The sequence below is a fragment of the Bradyrhizobium sp. HKCCYLRH3073 genome, from assembly GCF_051167995.1.
Classification (GTDB): Bacteria; Pseudomonadota; Alphaproteobacteria; order Rhizobiales; family Xanthobacteraceae; genus Bradyrhizobium.
In genome coordinates, this window is the sequence record NZ_JBNPUD010000002.1 from 594,806 (window position 1) to 611,989 (window position 17,184).

The 17,184-nt window shown below is 66.7% G+C and carries 14 protein-coding genes; 5 read left to right on the top strand and 9 right to left on the bottom strand.

The window, feature by feature from the left end; all coding sequences use genetic code 11:
- Positions 1-246 precede the first annotated feature (246 nt).
- The 3 genes from ACQR1X_RS06625 (at position 247) to ACQR1X_RS06635 (ending at position 5,567) form a co-directional block, all read left to right on the top strand.
- Positions 247-1,443, top strand: a complete 1,197-nt coding sequence (locus ACQR1X_RS06625) for an efflux RND transporter periplasmic adaptor subunit (protein ID WP_315804844.1) — start codon at positions 247-249, stop codon at positions 1,441-1,443.
- A 6-nt stretch (positions 1,444-1,449) separates the two neighbouring features.
- A complete protein-coding gene (locus ACQR1X_RS06630) occupies positions 1,450-4,605 on the top strand; it encodes a multidrug efflux RND transporter permease subunit (protein WP_315804774.1) in 3,156 nt (1,051 codons plus the stop codon).
- Between the two features lie 368 nt (positions 4,606-4,973).
- Complete coding sequence (locus tag ACQR1X_RS06635; protein WP_434898533.1) at positions 4,974-5,567, top strand: outer membrane protein; 594 nt, start codon at positions 4,974-4,976, stop codon at positions 5,565-5,567.
- Positions 5,568-5,798: 231 nt separating this feature from the next.
- Here the strand turns inward: ACQR1X_RS06635 and ACQR1X_RS06640 are convergent, their stop codons facing one another.
- From ACQR1X_RS06640 to tkt, 9 genes are all read right to left on the bottom strand, one after another.
- Positions 5,799-6,590, bottom strand: coding sequence for an inositol monophosphatase family protein (locus ACQR1X_RS06640; RefSeq protein ID WP_434898534.1), 792 nt, complete (start codon positions 6,588-6,590; stop codon positions 5,799-5,801).
- Between the two features lie 129 nt (positions 6,591-6,719).
- Positions 6,720-7,817: a tetratricopeptide repeat protein gene (locus ACQR1X_RS06645; RefSeq protein WP_316216505.1), complete on the bottom strand. Its 1,098-nt coding sequence runs from the start codon at positions 7,815-7,817 to the stop codon at positions 6,720-6,722.
- A gap of 10 nt (positions 7,818-7,827) precedes the next feature.
- Positions 7,828-8,505: a thiamine phosphate synthase gene (locus ACQR1X_RS06650; protein ID WP_434898535.1), complete on the bottom strand. Its 678-nt coding sequence runs from the start codon at positions 8,503-8,505 to the stop codon at positions 7,828-7,830.
- Positions 8,505-9,527, bottom strand: coding sequence for a class I fructose-bisphosphate aldolase (locus ACQR1X_RS06655; RefSeq protein WP_315804779.1), 1,023 nt, complete (start codon positions 9,525-9,527; stop codon positions 8,505-8,507). The genes ACQR1X_RS06650 and ACQR1X_RS06655 overlap by 1 nt, the downstream gene beginning before the upstream one ends.
- A 424-nt stretch (positions 9,528-9,951) precedes the next feature.
- Positions 9,952-11,019, bottom strand: coding sequence for a class II fructose-bisphosphate aldolase (gene fba, locus ACQR1X_RS06660; protein WP_315804780.1), 1,068 nt, complete (start codon positions 11,017-11,019; stop codon positions 9,952-9,954).
- A gap of 194 nt (positions 11,020-11,213) precedes the next feature.
- Entirely contained in the window at positions 11,214-11,471 is a 258-nt protein-coding gene (locus ACQR1X_RS06665) for a hypothetical protein (RefSeq protein ID WP_315804781.1), read from the bottom strand.
- Positions 11,472-11,516: 45 nt separating this feature from the next.
- Positions 11,517-12,707, bottom strand: coding sequence for a phosphoglycerate kinase (locus tag ACQR1X_RS06670; RefSeq protein WP_315804782.1), 1,191 nt, complete (start codon positions 12,705-12,707; stop codon positions 11,517-11,519).
- Positions 12,708-12,818: 111 nt separating this feature from the next.
- Positions 12,819-13,826: a type I glyceraldehyde-3-phosphate dehydrogenase gene (gene gap / locus ACQR1X_RS06675; protein WP_316238135.1), complete on the bottom strand. Its 1,008-nt coding sequence runs from the start codon at positions 13,824-13,826 to the stop codon at positions 12,819-12,821.
- A 244-nt stretch (positions 13,827-14,070) separates the two neighbouring features.
- Positions 14,071-16,056 carry a transketolase gene (gene tkt / locus ACQR1X_RS06680; RefSeq protein WP_434898536.1) on the bottom strand — a complete coding sequence of 662 codons (1,986 nt, stop codon included), beginning with the start codon at positions 16,054-16,056 and terminating at the stop codon, positions 14,071-14,073.
- Positions 16,057-16,324: 268 nt separating this feature from the next.
- Here tkt and ACQR1X_RS06685 point away from each other — a divergent pair, with 268 nt between their 5' ends.
- The gene (locus ACQR1X_RS06685) at positions 16,325-16,675 is read left to right on the top strand and encodes a DUF4164 domain-containing protein (protein ID WP_315804785.1); all 351 of its coding nucleotides are present in this window, start codon (positions 16,325-16,327) and stop codon (positions 16,673-16,675) included.
- Positions 16,672-17,055 carry a cell division protein ZapA gene (locus tag ACQR1X_RS06690; protein WP_315804786.1) on the top strand — a complete coding sequence of 128 codons (384 nt, stop codon included), beginning with the start codon at positions 16,672-16,674 and terminating at the stop codon, positions 17,053-17,055. The genes ACQR1X_RS06685 and ACQR1X_RS06690 overlap by 4 nt, the downstream gene beginning before the upstream one ends.
- The last annotated feature ends 129 nt before the right edge of the window (positions 17,056-17,184 follow it).

A 17,184-nucleotide genomic window follows, 5' to 3' on the forward strand; every position in this document is an offset into this window, starting at 1 on the left:
GGATTCGCGTTTCGCTCTGCGGAACCTGCCTGGAACTTGTTGCCACAAAGCGCTCACAATCAGGTGAGTCGCGAAAAAGCTAAATCTATCAGCTACGTAGTTCGTGTGACATCAAGCCGCCCAGGTTCCGCGTTGCGTCGCAGCAGCTGTTTTCTATGTTGCACGCGAGGCGAGCGCCAGAATGGCGCCATGACTGGGTCATCCGGTCGACTGGTTTTCATCATCATCGAGGGGGCTCCTCCACTCATGTCTCGTTTTCGCGCGTCGCTGGTCAGCAGTGCATTGATGCTCGCGGCCGCCGCGCCGCTGCTGGCCGGCTGCAACGACCCCATCCAGGCTCAGGCCTCCGCCAATGAGCAGATCGTCATCCCCGAGGTCGGCATCGTGACCGTCGAGCAGAAGGCGCGCGCGATCGTGCGCGAGCTGCCCGGCCGCATCGCGCCGACCCGCGTCTCCGACGTGCGCCCGCGCGTCTCCGGCATCGTCGTCGAGCGGCTGTTCCGTCAGGGCAGCGAGGTCAAGGCGGGTGATCCGCTCTATCGGATCGATCCGCGACCCTTCGAGGTCGAGATCCTGTCGAGCCGTGCGGCGCTGGCCAAGGCCGAAGCGGTGCATGAGCGCGCCGTGCAGCAGGCGAACCGCATCGCGCAGCTGTTCAAGGAGCGCGCGGCGCCAGCCGTCGAGAACGAGAAGGCGATCTCGTCGGAACGTGAGGCTGCGGCCGATATCGAGGCCCGCAAGGCCGATCTCGCGCGCGCCCAGCTCAATCTCGACTACGCGACCGTGCGCGCGCCGATCGACGGTATCGTCGGTGCGGCCCAGGTGAGCGAAGGCGCCATCGCGGTCCAGAACGAGACCTCGCTGGTCACGATCCAGCAGCTCGACCCGATCTATGCCGACTTCACCCAGTCTGTGAGCGAGCTGAACCGCCTGCGCCGCGCGTTCGAGTCCGGCGATCTCGACCAGATCTCGCCCGACGCGATCAAGGTCCGTCTCGTGCTCGACGACGGCACGCCGTACTCGATCCCGGGCAAGCTGCTATTCTCCGACGCCAAGGTCGATGCCGCCACTGGTCAGGTCACCCTGCGCGGCGAGTTCGCCAATCCCAAGCGCGAGCTGCTGCCGGGCATGTATGTCCGCGTCCGCATCGAGCAGGGCATCGACAGCGACTCCGTCGGCGTGCCGCAGCAGGCGGTGCAGCGCAATGCGGCCGGCGGCTCCGAGGTCTACGTCATCCGCGACGACAACCGCGCGATCGCGAGGCCGATCCGCACCGGTCCGATCCAGGACGGCCTCGTGCTGATCACCGACGGTCTGCGCGCCGGCGACAAGGTCGTGGTCGACGGCTTCCAGAAGTTTGCCGCCGGCGACAGGGTCGCGCCGCAGGTCTGGACCGAGGTCAGCGCCGCGACGCAGCTCGAATCGAAGTCGACGTCGCGGTAATTCGCCATGCCGAGCTTCTTCATCGACAGGCCGATCTTCGCCTGGGTGGTCGCGCTGTTCATCTGCCTGATCGGCGCGATCGCGATCCCGCTGCTGGCGGTGGCGCAATATCCGATCATCGCGCCGCCCTCGATCTCGATCTCGACCAGCTATCCCGGCGCGTCGCCCGAGAACCTCTACAACAGCGTGACGCGGCTGATCGAGGAGGAGCTCAACGGCGCCTCCGGCATTCTCAACTTCGAATCCACCAGCGACTCGCTCGGCCAGGTCGAGATCACCGCCAACTTCGTGCCGGGCACGTCGACCAACGACGCCTCGGTCGAGGTGCAGAACCGCCTCAAGCGTGTCGAGGCGCGGCTGCCGCGCGCCGTCATCCAGCAGGGCATCCTGGTCGAGGAAGCCTCCGCCGCGGTGCTGCAAATCATCACCCTGCAGTCGACCGACGGCAGCCTCGACGAGGTCGGCCTCGGCGACTTCATGATCCGCAACGTGCTCGGCGAAATCCGGCGCATCCCCGGCGTCGGCCGTGCCACGCTGTATTCGACCGAGCGCTCGCTGCGCGTCTGGCTCGATCCCGCCAAGCTGATCGGCTACGGCCTGACCGCCGACGACGTCACCAAGGCGATCGGCGCGCAGAACGCCCAGGTCGCCTCCGGCAGCATCGGCGCCGAGCCCGCGACGACCTCGCAGCGCACCTCGGCGCTGGTGCTGGTCAAGGGCCAGCTCGATTCACCCGACGAGTTCAGCGCGATCATCCTGCGCGCCAACCCCGACGGCTCGACGGTGCGGCTGCGCGACGTCGCGCGCGTCGAGATCGGCGGCCTCAGCTATCAGTTCAACACCCGCCTCAACGGCAAGCCGACCGCCGGTCTCTCGGTGCTGCTGTCGCCGACCGGCAATGCGCTGGCGACCGCTGGTGCGGTCGAGGCCAAGATGAAGGAGCTGTCGCGCTTCTTCCCCTCCAACATCACCTATGAGATTCCCTACGACATCACGCCGGTGGTGAAGGCCTCGATCAAGCGGGTGCTGATGACCCTGGTCGAAGCCGTCGTGCTGGTGTTCGTGGTGATGTTCCTGTTCCTGCAGAACATCCGCTACACCATCATTCCGACCATCGTGGTGCCCGTGGCGCTGCTCGGCACCTGCGCCACCTTGATGCTGGTCGGCTACTCCATCAACATGCTGACGATGTTCGGCATGGTGCTCGCGGTCGGCATCCTCGTCGACGACGCCATCGTCGTGGTCGAGAACGTCGAGCGCATCATGACCGAGGAGGGGCTGTCGCCGAAGGAGGCGACGCGCAAGGCGATGGGCCAGATCACCGGCGCCATCATCGGCATCACGCTGGTGCTGATGGCGGTGTTCGTGCCGATGGCGTTCTTCCCCGGCTCGGTCGGCATCATCTACCGGCAGTTCTCGGTTACCATGGTGGCGGCGATCGGCTTCTCGGCGCTGCTGGCGCTGTCGCTGACGCCGGCGCTGTGCGCGACCCTGCTCAAGCCGGTCACGGCCGGTCACGGTCACGCGAAGAAAGGCCTGTTCGGCTGGTTCAACCGCTTCATGGACAACAGCCGCAACCGCTACACCGGCGTGGTCGGCGGCGCGCTGAAGCGCACCGGCCGGCTGATGCTGATCTATGCGATCTTCCTGGTCGGGCTGACCTTCGCCTTCATCCAGTTGCCCGGCGGCTTCCTGCCGGTCGACGACCAGGGCTTCATCACGACGGACGTGCAGACGCCGGCGGACTCGTCCTACGCGCGGACGCAGGCCGCGGTGGAGGCGGTCGAGAAGTATCTCGCCAAGCGCGCGGGGATCGAGGACGTCACCTTCCTGACCGGCTTCAGCTATGCCGGCCAGGGCGTCAACACCGCGCAGGCCTTCATCTCGCTGAAGGACTGGTCGGAGCGCGGCAAGCATGACAGCGCCGCGGCACTGGTCGCCGACATCAACCGCGATCTCGCCGGCTTGCGCGACGCCAAGATCACCGCGCTGCAGCCGCCGCCGATCGACAATCTCGGCAACTCCTCCGGCTTCAGCTTCCGCCTGCAGGACCGCGGCCAGAAGGGCTATGCCGCGCTGACCGCGGCCGCCGACCAGCTGATCGCCGAGGCCAATGCCAGCCAGGTGCTGCAGAAGGTCTTCATCGAAGGCCTGCCGCAGGGTCCCCAGGTCAATCTGATGATCGACCGCGAGAAGGCCGGTGCCTTCGGCGTCACCTTCGAGGACATCAACAACACGATCTCGACCAATCTCGGCTCGACCTACGTCAACGATTTCCCCAACCGCGGCCGCATGCAGCGCGTCGTGGTGCAGGCCGACCGCATCAGCCGCATGAACGCGGACGACATCCTCAACTACAGCGTCAAGAACGCCAAGGGACAATTGGTGCCGTTCTCGTCGTTCGCGACCATCCAATGGGCCAAGGGACCGACCCAGATCGCCGGCTTCAACTACTATCCGGCGATCCGCATCTCCGGCGAGGCCAAGCCGGGCTACACCTCGGGCGATGCGCTCAAGGAGATGGAGCGGCTCGCTGGCAAGTTGCCGCGCGGCTTCGGCTATGAATGGACCGGACAGTCGCTGCAGGAGAAGCTGTCGGGCTCGCAGGCGCCGCTGCTGCTCGGTCTCTCGGCGCTGGTCGTGTTCCTGTGTCTCGCTGCGCTCTACGAGAGCTGGACGATCCCGCTCGCGGTGCTCCTGACCGTGCCGCTCGGCATCCTCGGCGCCGTCGTCGCCGCCAATCTGCGCGGCCTGTCGAACGACGTGTACTTCACGGTGGCGCTGATCACCATCATCGGCCTCGCCGCAAAGGACGCGATCCTGATCATCGAGTTCGCCAAGGATCTGCGCGCCCACGGCAAGCCGCTGGTCGCGGCGACGATCGAGGCCTGCTCCTTGCGTTTCCGCCCGATCATCATGACCGGCCTTGCCTTCGTCTGCGGCGTGCTGCCGATGTCGATGGCGACGGGCGCCGGCGGTGCCAGCCAGCAGGCGCTCGGCACCAACGTGATGGGCGGCATGATCGCGGTGGTGATCCTGGCGCTGCTGATGGTGCCGGTGTTCTTCGTATCCGTGCAGCGCGTGCTCGCGGGCGATCGGGAGAAGACGGAGCCCGCGGCGGGGCGCGAGGTGTACGGGCCGCCGGCGCCGGCGAAGCCGTAGGCGATCGAATTACCTCGCTCGATCAAGCGAGCCGCAATCTCGCCAAGCCGTCGGTGCGCTCCCCTCCCCCTTGCGGGGAGGGGTTGGGGGTGGGGGTCCACCAGTCCCGCTCAATGTGATGAAATCTACTCCCATCCACGACGCGGCTCATTTGCTTGAGCGAGAAACGCAAGCCGCTTGCTCATTCGTGGGCGCCCGAAGATATGTTCCCTTATCGGCGTTCGGAGTTCGCGGACCCCCACCCCCGACCCCTCCCCGCAAGGGGGAGGGGAGAGCACCGCCGGCGCTGGGACATGATGCTGCAATCCCCGCGACTGGAGTTTCTTGGTCCGTCCGTGTATGCTGCGACGACACGTGACGGGTACGGCATGTCGATGGTCTCTCGCAAATCTGTTCTCGCGTTGGTGTTCGCTGCTCTCGGCGCCTCAGCCGCCCACGCCCAATCCGGTCCCGTCAAATATTGGCTGCCGGGCTGGCCGGTCGGCTTCAGCGACTCCGGCAGCCTCGACGCCTACGGTGACTTTCCAAGCTTCACGGGCAGCGGCAAGGACAGCGGCTTCTTCGCGCGGAGCTACAGCGTGACGAACAATTGGGCGGCGTTGTCGGGCGTCGGCCTGAGCTCGAACCTCGTCAACCGTTACGGCGGGCTCGGGTCGTACACGACCGAGGGCGCGCAATACGGCTACACCTTCAAGAGCGGCGTCAGCTTCTATGGCGGCTTCGAGACGCTGAAATACAATCCCGGCCTCGGTGGCCCGTTCGCGACATTCGACGGGCGATCGACCTCGACGCCGGCCTACGCGATCAATGGCGGCGTCGAGTTCAAGCCGACCTCCAATGTCAGCCTGTCGCTCGGCTTCAGCTATGCCGGGCAGTCGTCCGATCGCGTCGACAGCGACATCAACTCTCCGGCGCTGCCAGGTGCCACGCCGCAGGCATTCACCAGCGGACGGCGATACTAGGCGCGGCCAGCCTCACCCTCGGTGTCGTCCCGGACAAGCGCGCGTCACGCGCGCGCCGATCCGGGACCCATAACCCCAGGGAGACGTGTGAGGCATTCTGGTCGACCCATCTTGCTCGATCAAAACGGCCGGTGGCTATGGGTCCCGGCTCAAGGCCGGGACGACACCGCGTGTGAGGCGAGCGGTTTGGCAAACCGTAAGAAGGCGGCCGGTGGCCGCGCAGAATCAAAGCTACGCCGCCGCTTTCAGCACCTTCACCAGCTCGCGGTGGATGACCTCGTTGCCGCACACCACGTGCCCGGTCGCCAGCGCGTCCTCCTTGCCGTCGATGCCGGACACGGTGCCGCCGGCCTCGCGCACCAGGATCATACCGGCGGCGATGTCCCAGGGCTGCAGGTCGCGCTCCCAATAGGCGTCGAAACGGCCGGCGGCGACGAAGGCGAGGTCGAGCGAGGCGGCGCCGAAGCGGCGGAGCCCTGCGACCTTGACCTGCAGCGAGGTCATCTCGCGCAGGAACAGCTGGTGATCGCCGCGGCCGATATGCGGCAGGCCGCAGGCGATGACGCATTCATGCAGCTGTTTGCGCGCGGCGACGCGCAGCCGCTGGTCGTTGAGGAACGCGCCCTTGCCGCGCTCGGCGATGTAGAGCTCGTCGTTGGCGGGATTGTAGACCACGCCGGCGATCACGGTGTCCTCGCGCTGCAGCGCGATCGAGATCGCGAATTGCGGGATGCCGTGCAGGAAGTTGGTGGTGCCGTCGAGCGGGTCGACGATCCAGGTGTGCGACTTGTCGCTGCCTTCGCGCTTGCCGCCCTCCTCGCCGAGGAAGCCGTAGCCGGGCCGGGCCTTGGAGAGATCCTCGTAGAGCATCTCCTCGGCCTTCTTGTCGGCGCGGGAGACGAAATTGGCCGGCCCCTTCAGCGACACCTGCAGGTGCTCGATCTCGCCGAGATCGCGCTTGAGGTTGCGGCCGGCGCGGCGCGCGGCCTTGACCATGACGTTGATGAGGGCGGAATGGATCATGAGCTCGATGCGCTGGGCTGACCGCACCTCGCGGTGCGCGCCTTCCCCGGAAGCGGACGAAGGCGGGTGAAATGGCTGGCTGTGGGTGCCCTGCCGGGGCGGCCGCGTCAAGGCCGGATCAGCGGCCGATCACTTGATGGTGCCCAGCCAGTGCTTGGCGGCCTGTTCGCCCTTGGCGCGGTCTTCGGGGGGCATGTCGGCGAATTTCTCGTCGAGCTTGGGATCGCCCTTGCCGGCGGTCTTGGCCACCAGGTGCCATTTGTAGGCCTCGACCTTGTCCATCGGGGTGGCGATTCCATACAGCAGCACCCACGCCAGCCGGTTCTGGGCGACCGGGCTGTTCTGCCGCGCGGCCCGGCGCAGCAGCGCGATGGCCGCGGGCTGGTCCTTCGGCACGCCGGTGCCGTTGAACAGCGCGATGGCGTATTCGACCTCGGCGTCGATATTGTCGGCGATCGCGGCCGCCTTCAGCAATTGCGCGGCCTTTTCGAGGTCTTTCGGCACGCCGGTTCCTTCCTTGTAGAAGGTCGCCAGCGCGTATTGCGCCTCGGCATTGCCGGCATCCGCAGCCAGGCGCAGCAGCTCGGCCGAGCGCCTGAGGTCCTGCGGCAAGGTCTGGCCGTCGAGATAGAGCAGCGCGAGATTGTAGGCCGCCTTGGGCTCGCCGAGCTTGGCGGCGGAGGCCAGCAGCTTGACCGCCTCGAGCTTGTCGACAGGGCCGCCGCGCCCGGCCAGCCGCATCATCGCCAGCGCGAACATCGCCTCGCGGTCGCCGGCCTCGGCGGCCCGCTTGTACCAGATCGCCGCCTTTTCGTAATCGCGGCGGATGCCCTGGGCGTTTTCGTAGAGCTGGCCGAGCATCGCCATGGCCTTGGGATCGCCGGCCTGCGCCCGCGGCGTGGCGAGATCGAACGCGGTCTTGTACTGGCCGCGCTGATAGGCGCCGTAGACCAGGTCGACATTGGGATCATTGGTGGCGGGCGGTGGCGTCGCGGCCGGCGCTGGAGCGGCCGGCTTGGCCGACGGGGCGGGGGCCGGCTTCTTTGCCGCGGACGTTGCCGGCGGCTTGGCCTTCTCGGCCGCCTTCTCCGCCGGCCGTTCGACCGGCTTGGGCTTTTCCGCCGGGGCCGGCTGCAGGGCCGGCGGCGTCAACGAGATCTGCGCGCGTGCGCCCGGCATCGCCATGGCGAGCGCAGCAACGACACATGTCAGGCGCAGGATCGTCATCGGCCGCCGTTCAGCTCTGTCCTGGCGCGTCGGCTGGCGCGGCCGCATGGGCGCTGCGGATCGCGGTGCTGATCTCAGCAAGCGCCGCGGCCGGGCCGCGGGCGTCGTTCCAGACGAGGTCGTCGACCAGCACGAAATCGGCTCCCGCCGCGACGAAGTCCGCGGCCTCCTTGAGCGAGATCGCATAGCCGACGCAGGGCGGCTCGAACAGCTCCGCCCACCAGGCGAGGCGCTCGTTGACGGCATCCGGCGAGGGCCGCCGTCCCTGCGCATCGCGCTCGCCGAACAGCACATAGTCGGCGCCGAGCTCGCCGGCGCGCATCGAATCATGGCGTGTGGACAGGCCGCCGCAGCCGGCGATGCGGTCCGGCTTCAGGCCGGGCAGCGCCTCCTCCAGCGCGGCGATGCCGGTCAGGTGCGCGCCATCGGCGCCGGCGCGGGCGACGATGTCGGGATGGCCGTCGATCAGCAGCGCTGCGCCGGCGCCCTGGATCGCCGGCGCCAGCGTCTTGACCATCGTGATCATGCTGCGCGGATCGCTGTCCTTCAGCCGCACCAGCACCGCAGCGATGTCGGCGCTGGCGAGGATCTCGGGCAGGCCGGCGGCCAGCGCCGCCGCATCGGTCACGACCGGCGTTGCCAGATAGAGGCGCGGCGCGGGCCGCGCGGATGTCGTCTTGCCGGACACTAGGCGGCCTCTTTCTCGAGCGCTGCGGTCCACTGGCCGCGGCTGGCAAGCGCGTTCATGCGGGCGCGGTGGGTGAAGGCGCGCTGGCCGGCGGGGATGTTCGCCGCCCTGCCTGCCCATGCCTGCTGCGGCGCCGCCTGCAGCGCGCGGCCGTAGGAGAAGGTCAGCTTCCAGGGCAGCGGTCCGAGCCGGTTCATCGCGTCGAGATGCGCGGTCGCGCTCTCGTCGGATTGTCCGCCGGACAGGAAGGCGATGCCGGGCACCGCCGCAGGCACGCATTCCTTCAACAGTTGGACGGTCCTTTCGGCGACCTCCTGCACCCCGGCCTGGTCCGGCGACTGCTTGCCCGCGACCGCCATGTTGGGCTTCAGGATCATGCCTTCCAACGCGACGCGCTGGATGCGCAATTCACGAAACACCTCGTTCAGCACGCGGCGCGTGACGTCGAAGCAGCGACCGATGTCATGATCGCCGTCCATCAGCACCTCCGGTTCGACAATCGGCACGATGTTCGCTGCCTGGCACAGGGCGGCATAGCGGCCGAGCGCATGCGCGTTGACATGGATCGCTGTCATCGAAGGGATGTTGTCCTTGTCGATATCGATCACGGCCCGCCATTTGGCGAAGCGCGCACCCAGCGCGTAGTACGTCGCCAGCCGATCCGCAAGCCTGTCGAGGCCGACCGTGACCCGCTCGCCGGGGCAGCCGGACAGCGGCTGTGTTCCCTCATCGACCTTGATGCCGGGAATGGCGCCGGCCGCTTCGATCAGCTTCACCAGCGGGGTGCCGTCGGCGGCATGCTGCCGGATGGTTTCGTCATAGAGGATGACGCCGGAGATGAACGACATGCCCTCGCTGCGAAACAGCATCTCGCGATAGTCGCGGCGGTTCTGTTCGGTCGATTCGACCTTGATGGCATCGAAGCGCTTCTTGATCGTCCCGGTGGATTCATCGGCGGCGAGGATGCCCTTGCCCGGTGCAACCATGGCAAGGGCCGTGGTGTTCAGTGCGGAGAGATTCATGCTTGGCTCCAGACGCACCTGCCCTGCCCATCAAAATAGACGGTTCTCGGGCGGATGCCGAGCAAACATTGGCCGCCGGTGAGGCGGACTCTCGAAGAGGTGAAGGGGAGGTTGCTGATCGGAGCAAGCGATCACGTCACCGGTGGTCGGCTTCCCTCCCCCTTGCGGGGAGGGGTTTGGGGGGGGGGCCACACGCACTGAACTCAGTGAGTTACGCGTTGAGATCGTAAGTGGTGAACGCTGTCGCGCGCACGCGTTCGGCCACTTCAATCGCAAGCGCGATGGTCGATATGCGCCTTCGATCTCATCACTGATAGTACGCCCCGGACCCACCCGACCCCTCCCCGCAAGGGGGAGGGGAGCTTACCGCCGTTGCGGCGGCTGCTGGGGTCGAGAAGCTCAACGCAGCGCGGCGGCAGCTGCCTCACGCCACCTTCGGAGCCAGCTCGCCCTTGGCGTAGCGCTTGGCCATCTCGGCCGTGGTCAGCACGCGCTTGATCTTGGAGGCCTGGCCGGCGGTGTTGAACTCCTGCAGGCGCTGCTTGCACAGCTTGGCCATCGCCTCCATCGCCGGCTTCAGGTACTTGCGCGGATCGAATTCCTCCGGGTGCTCCGACAGAACTTTCCGGATCTGGCCGGTCATCGCCATGCGGTTGTCGGTGTCGATGTTGATCTTGCGCACGCCGTTCTTGATGCCGCGCTGAATCTCGCTGACCGGCACGCCCCAGGTCGGCTTCATCCTGCCGCCATAGGCGTTGATGATCTCCTGCAGGTCCTGCGGCACCGAGGACGAGCCGTGCATCACGAGATGCGTGTTCGGCAGCTTGCGATGGATCTCCTCGATCACGTTCATGGCGAGGATGTCGCCGTCGGGCTTGCGCGTGAATTTGTAGGCGCCGTGCGAGGTGCCCATCGCGATCGCGAGCGCGTCGACCTGGGTCTCACGCACGAACTTCACGGCCTCGTCCGGGTTGGTCAGCAGCTGGTCGTGCGACAGCTTGCCTTCGGCACCGTGGCCGTCCTCCTTGTCGCCCATGCCGGTCTCGAGCGAGCCGAGCACGCCGAGCTCACCCTCGACCGAGATGCCGCCGAGATGCGCCATGGTGGCGACCGTCTTGGTGACGCCGACATTGTAGTCCCAGTCAGCCGGCGTCTTGCCGTCGGCCTTCAGTGATCCGTCCATCATCACCGAGGTGAAGCCGGACTGGATCGCGGTCATGCAGGTGTCGGGACCGTTGCCATGGTCGAGATGCACGCACACCGGAATGTGCGGATAGATCTCGGTGACCGCGTCCATCATGTGCTTGAGCATGACGTCGTTGGCATAGGAGCGGGCGCCGCGCGAGGCCTGGATGATCACCGGAGCGTCGACCGCATTGGCCGCCTCCATGATCGCCAGTGCCTGCTCCATGTTGTTGATGTTGAAGGCCGGGACGCCGTAGTCATTTTCCGCCGCGTGGTCGAGCAATTGACGCAACGTGATACGAGCCATGGCTGGAACTCCCTGATTAAGAATTGGACCGTGCGGCAGGATGCGCACGTGTCGAAACTGCTGCACCGTGCATAACGCGGTGGTCGGGAGATTCCAAGGGTTGCGGGCGACGCAGGCCACCAGACCGCGCTATCAGCGGCCATTCATAGGTTATCAGCCAAATCCGTCGCAACGGACAGCACGTAAGAGCTGGCTCAGCTCTTCCTGGCTTCGAGAGCCGCGATGCGCTCTTCGACCTCGGTGACACGCTCGTCGAAGTCGCTGGCGGCCGCGCGCATCATGACCAGCATGCCGGCGGAATCACGCCGCTGCTTGCGGATCAAGGTTTCCAAGCTATCGAGCCGCGTCTCGGTCGATTGTCTGAACTGTCCAAACTCCGATCGGAACGCAGCAATGCTCTCCTGAATCTTGATCAGGATCGAGTGCACGGCGTCTGTCGGAGTGTCAGCCATGAATGGAACATAACAGAAACATCCATGGCCGACAAGCTCTGAGGATCAGGCCTTCAGCACTTCCACGCCCGGCAGCGGCTTGCCTTCCATCCATTCCAGGAAGGCGCCGCCGGCGGTCGAGACGTAGCTGAAGTCGGCGGCCACGCCGGCCTGGTTGAGGGCCGCGACGGTATCGCCGCCGCCGGCCACCGAGACCAGCTTCTTGGTCTTGGTGCGTTCCGCTGCGTGCTTGGCGGCGACCATCGTGCCGCGGTCGAACGGCGTCAGCTCGAAGGCGCCGAGCGGACCGTTCCAGACCAGCGTCGCGGCATCGTCGATCGCGGCATGGATGCGTGCGGTCGATTGCGGGCCGACATCGAGGATCATGCTGTCCGGCGGGATCGCGTCGAGGCCATAGGCGAAGGACGGCGAGTTGGCTGCGAAGTGATAGGAGACGGTCGCGTCCACCGGCAGGATGATGGCGCAGTTCGAGGCTTCCGCCTTCTCCATGATCCTGAGCGCGGTCGCTGCCAGATCCTTCTCGGCCAGGGACTTGCCGATCTGCACGCCCTGGGCATGCAGGAAGGTGTTGGCCATGCCGCCGCCGATCACCAGCGCATCGACCTTGGTGACGAGGTTCTCCAACAGGTCGATCTTGGTCGAGACCTTGGCGCCGCCGACGATCGCGATCACCGGCTTGGCCGGGCGGCCCAGCGCCTTGTCGAGCGCGTCGAGCTCGGCCTGCATGGTGCGGCCGGCATAGGCCGGCAGCTTGTGGCCGAGGCCCTCGGTCGAGGCATGGGCGCGGTGCGCTGCGGAGAAGGCGTCGTTGACCCAGATGTCGCCGAGCTTGGCGAGCTCGGCCACGAAGGCCGGATCGTTCTTCTCTTCCTCTTTGTGGAAGCGCGTGTTCTCCAGGCACAGCACGTCGCCGTCCTTCATTGCGGCGATGGCGGTCGCCGCCGGCTCGCCGATGCAGTCGTCGGCAAAGGCGACCGGGCGCTTGATCACTTGCGAGAGCGCGGCGGCGACCGGCTTCAGCGAGTCCTTGGCGTCGCGGCCCTTCGGCCGGCCGAAATGCGCGAGCAGGATGACCTTGCCGCCCTTGGTGGCGAGCTCATTGATGGTCGGCGCGACGCGCTCCAGGCGCGTGGCGTCGGTGACGTGGCCATTCTCCATGGGCACGTTGAGATCGACGCGCAGCAGCACGCGCTTGCCCTTGGGATCGACGTCGTCGAGGGTGCGGAATTGTTTCATGCGGTGCCTCCCAGGCGTCATGCCCGGCCTTGTGCCGGGCATCCACGTCGTCCTTCTATGGGCGTAAAACGTGGATGGCCGGGACAAGCCCGGCCATGACAGTCAATTTTGTTAGAGCAGCTTGCCCATCGCGACGGCGGTGTCGGCCATGCGATTGGAGAAGCCCCACTCGTTGTCGTACCAGGACATCACGCGCACGAGGTTGCCGTTCATGACCTTGGTCTGGTCCATGTGGAACGTCGACGAGTGCGGGTCGTGGTTGAAGTCGATCGAGACGTTGGGCGAATTGGTGTAACCGAGCACGCCCTTGAGCTCCTGCTCGGCGGCGCGCTTGATCGCCTCGTTGATCTCCTTCGGCTCGGTGTTGCGCTTGGCGACGATCTTGAGATCGACCACCGAGACATTCGGCGTCGGCACGCGGATCGCGACGCCGTCGAGCTTGCCCTTCAGCTCCGGCAGCACCAGGCCGATCGCCTTGGCGGCGCCGGTCGAGGTCGGGATCATCGACATCGCCGCCGCGCGGCCGCGATAGAGATCCTTGTGCATGGTGTCGAGCGTCGGCTGGTCGCCGGTGTAGGCGTGGATCGTGGTCATGAAGCCGGTCTCGATGCCGACCGTATCGTTCAGCACCTTGGCGACCGGCGCCAGGCAGTTGGTGGTGCAGGAGCCGTTGGAGACGACCAGATGATCCTTGGTCAGCGTGGTGTGGTTGACGCCGTAGACGATGGTGGCGTCGGCGCCGTCGGCCGGGGCCGATACCAGCACGCGCTTGGCGCCGGCGGTCAGGTGCGCGGAGGCCTTGTCCTTGGAGGTGAAGATGCCGGTGCATTCCAGCGCGATGTCGACGCCGAGATCCTTCCACGGCAGCTTCGACGGATCACGCTCGGCGGTGACCTTGATCTTGCCCTGGCCGATATCGATCGTGTCGCCGTCGACGGTCACGGTGTGCGGGAAGCGGCCATGCACGCTGTCGAAGCGCAGCAGGTGGGCGTTGGTCTCGACCGGGCCGAGATCGTTGATGCCGACCACCACGATGTCCTTGCGGCCCGATTCCGCGATGGCGCGCAGAACGTTGCGGCCGATGCGGCCAAACCCGTTGATCCCGACCCGGACTGCCATTTTCGTCTCCTTCAATGACGTTTATCGTTCAATGACGTTTCTCGTCCCTCGTAGCCGGCCCCTGGCAAGGGCTCTACGAGGGTTTGGACCTGTTGACGCCCGGTTCTGCCGGGCGGGAGCGGACGATATGGCCCTTTCGTAGTCCCTTTTTTGCGCTCGCTCAACCGTCGCGAATCAGGGATCCGCCAGCGCGGCTGTCCGGTCGCTCAGACGTGATGGACGGCCGCGCGGGGGACCGAAGGCCTTACGCCAGCCGCTGTACGGCGGCCTCGACAGCCGCCTCGGCGGTGATGCCGAAATGCTTGTAGAGCTCCTTGGCCGGGCCGCTCTCGCCGAACGAATGCATGCCGATGAAGATGCCATCCTGGCCGATGACCGCGTCCCAGCCCCAGCGCACCGCGGCCTCGATGGCGATCTTGACCGGCGCCTTGCCGATGATCGCGGCCCGGGTCTCGGCCGGCTGCTCCAGCAGCAGCTCGAGCGACGGCACCGAGACGACGCGGGCTGGGATGCCACGCTCGGCGAGCTGCTTCTGCGCGGCGACCGCGATCTCGACCTCCGAGCCGGTGGCGAACAGCGACACCTTGGCGTCGCCTTGCGCCGCGACCAGCTCATAGCCGCCGCGGCCGCAGGGATTGTCCGCCGGCGCGGACGTGCGCAGTTGCGGCAGGTTCTGCCGCGTCAGCGCCAGCACGGTCGGGCCGTTGGTGCGGTTCAGCGCCAGCTCCCAGCACTCGGCGGTCTCGACCGCGTCGGCCGGGCGGAAGACGCGCATGTTCGGCATCGCGCGCAGCGCGGCGAGATGCTCGACCGGCTGATGCGTCGGGCCGTCCTCGCCGAGGCCGATGGAGTCGTGGGTCAGCACATAGACGACGCCGGCGCCCATCAGCGCCGACAGGCGCATTGCGCCACGGGCATAATCGGAGAACACCAGGAAGGTGGCGCCGTTCGGCGCGAAGCCGCCATGCAGGAAGATGCCGTTCATGCACGCCGCCATGCCGTGCTCACGGATGCCGTAATGGATGAAGCGGCCCTTCGGCGTCTTGGCCGAGAACGAGGTCGCGGACTTCGCCTTGTTGTTATTGGAGCCGGTGAGGTCGGCCGAGCCCGCCACGAACTCGAACGGCATCGCTGCGGCGATCACCTCGATCGCGGCCTCCGAGGACTTGCGGGTGGCGACGTTGAGCGGGGTCTCCAGCAGCGCCTTCTTGTGGTCCTTCAGCGCCTTCGCCAGCGACGCCGGGCGCTCGTGGCGCAGCCGGCGCTCGAACTCGGCGCGCTTGCGCGGGCCCATCTCGCCGAGCCGGGTCTCCCACTCCGTGCGCGCAGCCGCGCCGCGGCGGCCGGCCTCGCGCCAGGCGGCGAGCACGTCGTCGGGCACCGAGAACGGCTCCAAGGAGATGCCGAGCTTCTCCTTGGCGCCCTTCAGCTCTTCTGCTCCCAGCGCCTCGCCATGCACCTTGGAGGTGCCGGCCTTGGTCGGCGCGCCATAGCCGATCGTGGTCTTGCAGGCGATCAGCGACGGCTTGGAGGACTTCTGCGCCCGCGCGATCGCGGCGGCAATCGCCTCGGGATCATGGCCGTCGATCAGCTCGGCGGCCCAGCCGGCCGACTTGAAGCGCTTCACCTGGTCGACCGAGTCGGCGATCGACAGCGGGCCGTCGATCGAGATGCCGTTATCGTCCCACAGCACGATCAGCTTGTTGAGCTTCCAGTGCCCGGCCATCGCGATCGCTTCCTGGGAGATGCCCTCCATCAGGTCGCCGTCGGAGGCCAGCACGTAGGTGTGGTGGTCGACGATCTTCTTGCCGTATTCCGCCTGCAGCATCTTCTCGGCCAGCGCCATGCCGACCGCGGTGGAGATGCCCTGACCGAGCGGGCCGGTGGTGGTCTCGATGCCCTTGGTGCGGAAATTCTCCGGATGGCCGGGGGTCAGCGAATCGACCTGGCGGAAGCGCTTGATCTGGTCGAGCGTCATCTCCTCGTTGCCGGTCAGATACAGCAGCGCGTAGAGCAGCATCGAGCCGTGGCCGGCCGACAGCACGAAGCGGTCGCGGTCCGGCCAGGCGGGCGCCGCGGCATCGAATTTCAGCACGCGGGTGAACAGCACGGTGGCGACGTCGGCGGCGCCCATCGGCAGGCCGGGATGGCCCGATTTCGCCTTTTCGACGGCATCCATTGCGAGCGCGCGGATGGCGTTGGCCATGCGGGAATGATCGACCTGCGTCATGCTGGAATCCGTCCAAACGTGAAATGCTGATGACAGGGACGCCGCCGGTATTGCTGGCGGGCCGGGATTTTGCGGGCTGATTAGCACCTCGGTTCCGGGAATCAAAGGCAATGCAACGTCCCGGACGTCCCAAAAGTTGCTTAGTAGTGCATAGTTTCGGCCGAGCGTTGCGCTTGGCTCGCCCAGCACGTAAGATTTTGCCCGTAACCGCTTGCCGGACAGCGCTTTTGTCGCGTCCCGCTTGCTCCGAGGGCCTCGCATCCGCGCCATGAACGATCACCCTGCCAATCTTGCCGGCCAGGTGGAACCCGGCGCCGCCGATCTCGAGGCGGCGACGCGGCGACTGATGACGGCACTCGACGCGCTGGAGAGCGCGGTCGAGCGGCGGCGTGAGGCGGATCGTGACGAGGACGAGCTGGCGACGCGCATCCAGGCGCTCGGCGCCGACCGCTCGCGTCTCGCCGACGAGCTCGACGGCTCCCTGATGAAGACGCGCCGGCTCGAGCGCACCAATCGCGAGATCGCCGAACGTCTGGACACCGCGATCGGCACCATCCGCGCCGTGCTCGCTGGCGGCGACGGGCAGGGCGCCGCTGAAGACGATGAGGACGAGGAATGAGCCACATCAACGTCACCATCAACGGCCGCCAATATCGCATGGCGTGCGAGGAGGGCCAGGAGCTCAGGCTGCTGAAGCTCGCGGAGAGTCTGGAATCGCGCATCACGAATCTGCGCGGCAAGTTCGGCGAGATCGGCGACGCCCGCCTGACCGTGATGGCTGCGCTCACCGTGTGCGATGAGCTGATCGACGCCAATCAGCGCGTGCAGATGCTGGAGCAGGAGCTGGAAGGCCTGCGCAACGTGCGCAACCAGGCGAGCGACCGCGCCCGCGCCACGCAAGTCGCGGTGGCCAAGGCGCTGAACGCCGCCGCCGAGCGCATCGAGCGCACCACGCAGGTGCTCAACCGGACCATCGGTGGCGGGGTGGCGATCGGATAGGCGGAACTAACAAGTCAGTCCTAGTGCAGTCAACGTGGACCGCCTCATTTCGCGGTGCTTATGAGTGTGCCCTCGCCCCTTGTGGGAGAGGGCATGTATGACAGTGCGGCGAGCGCGGTTGGGTGAGGG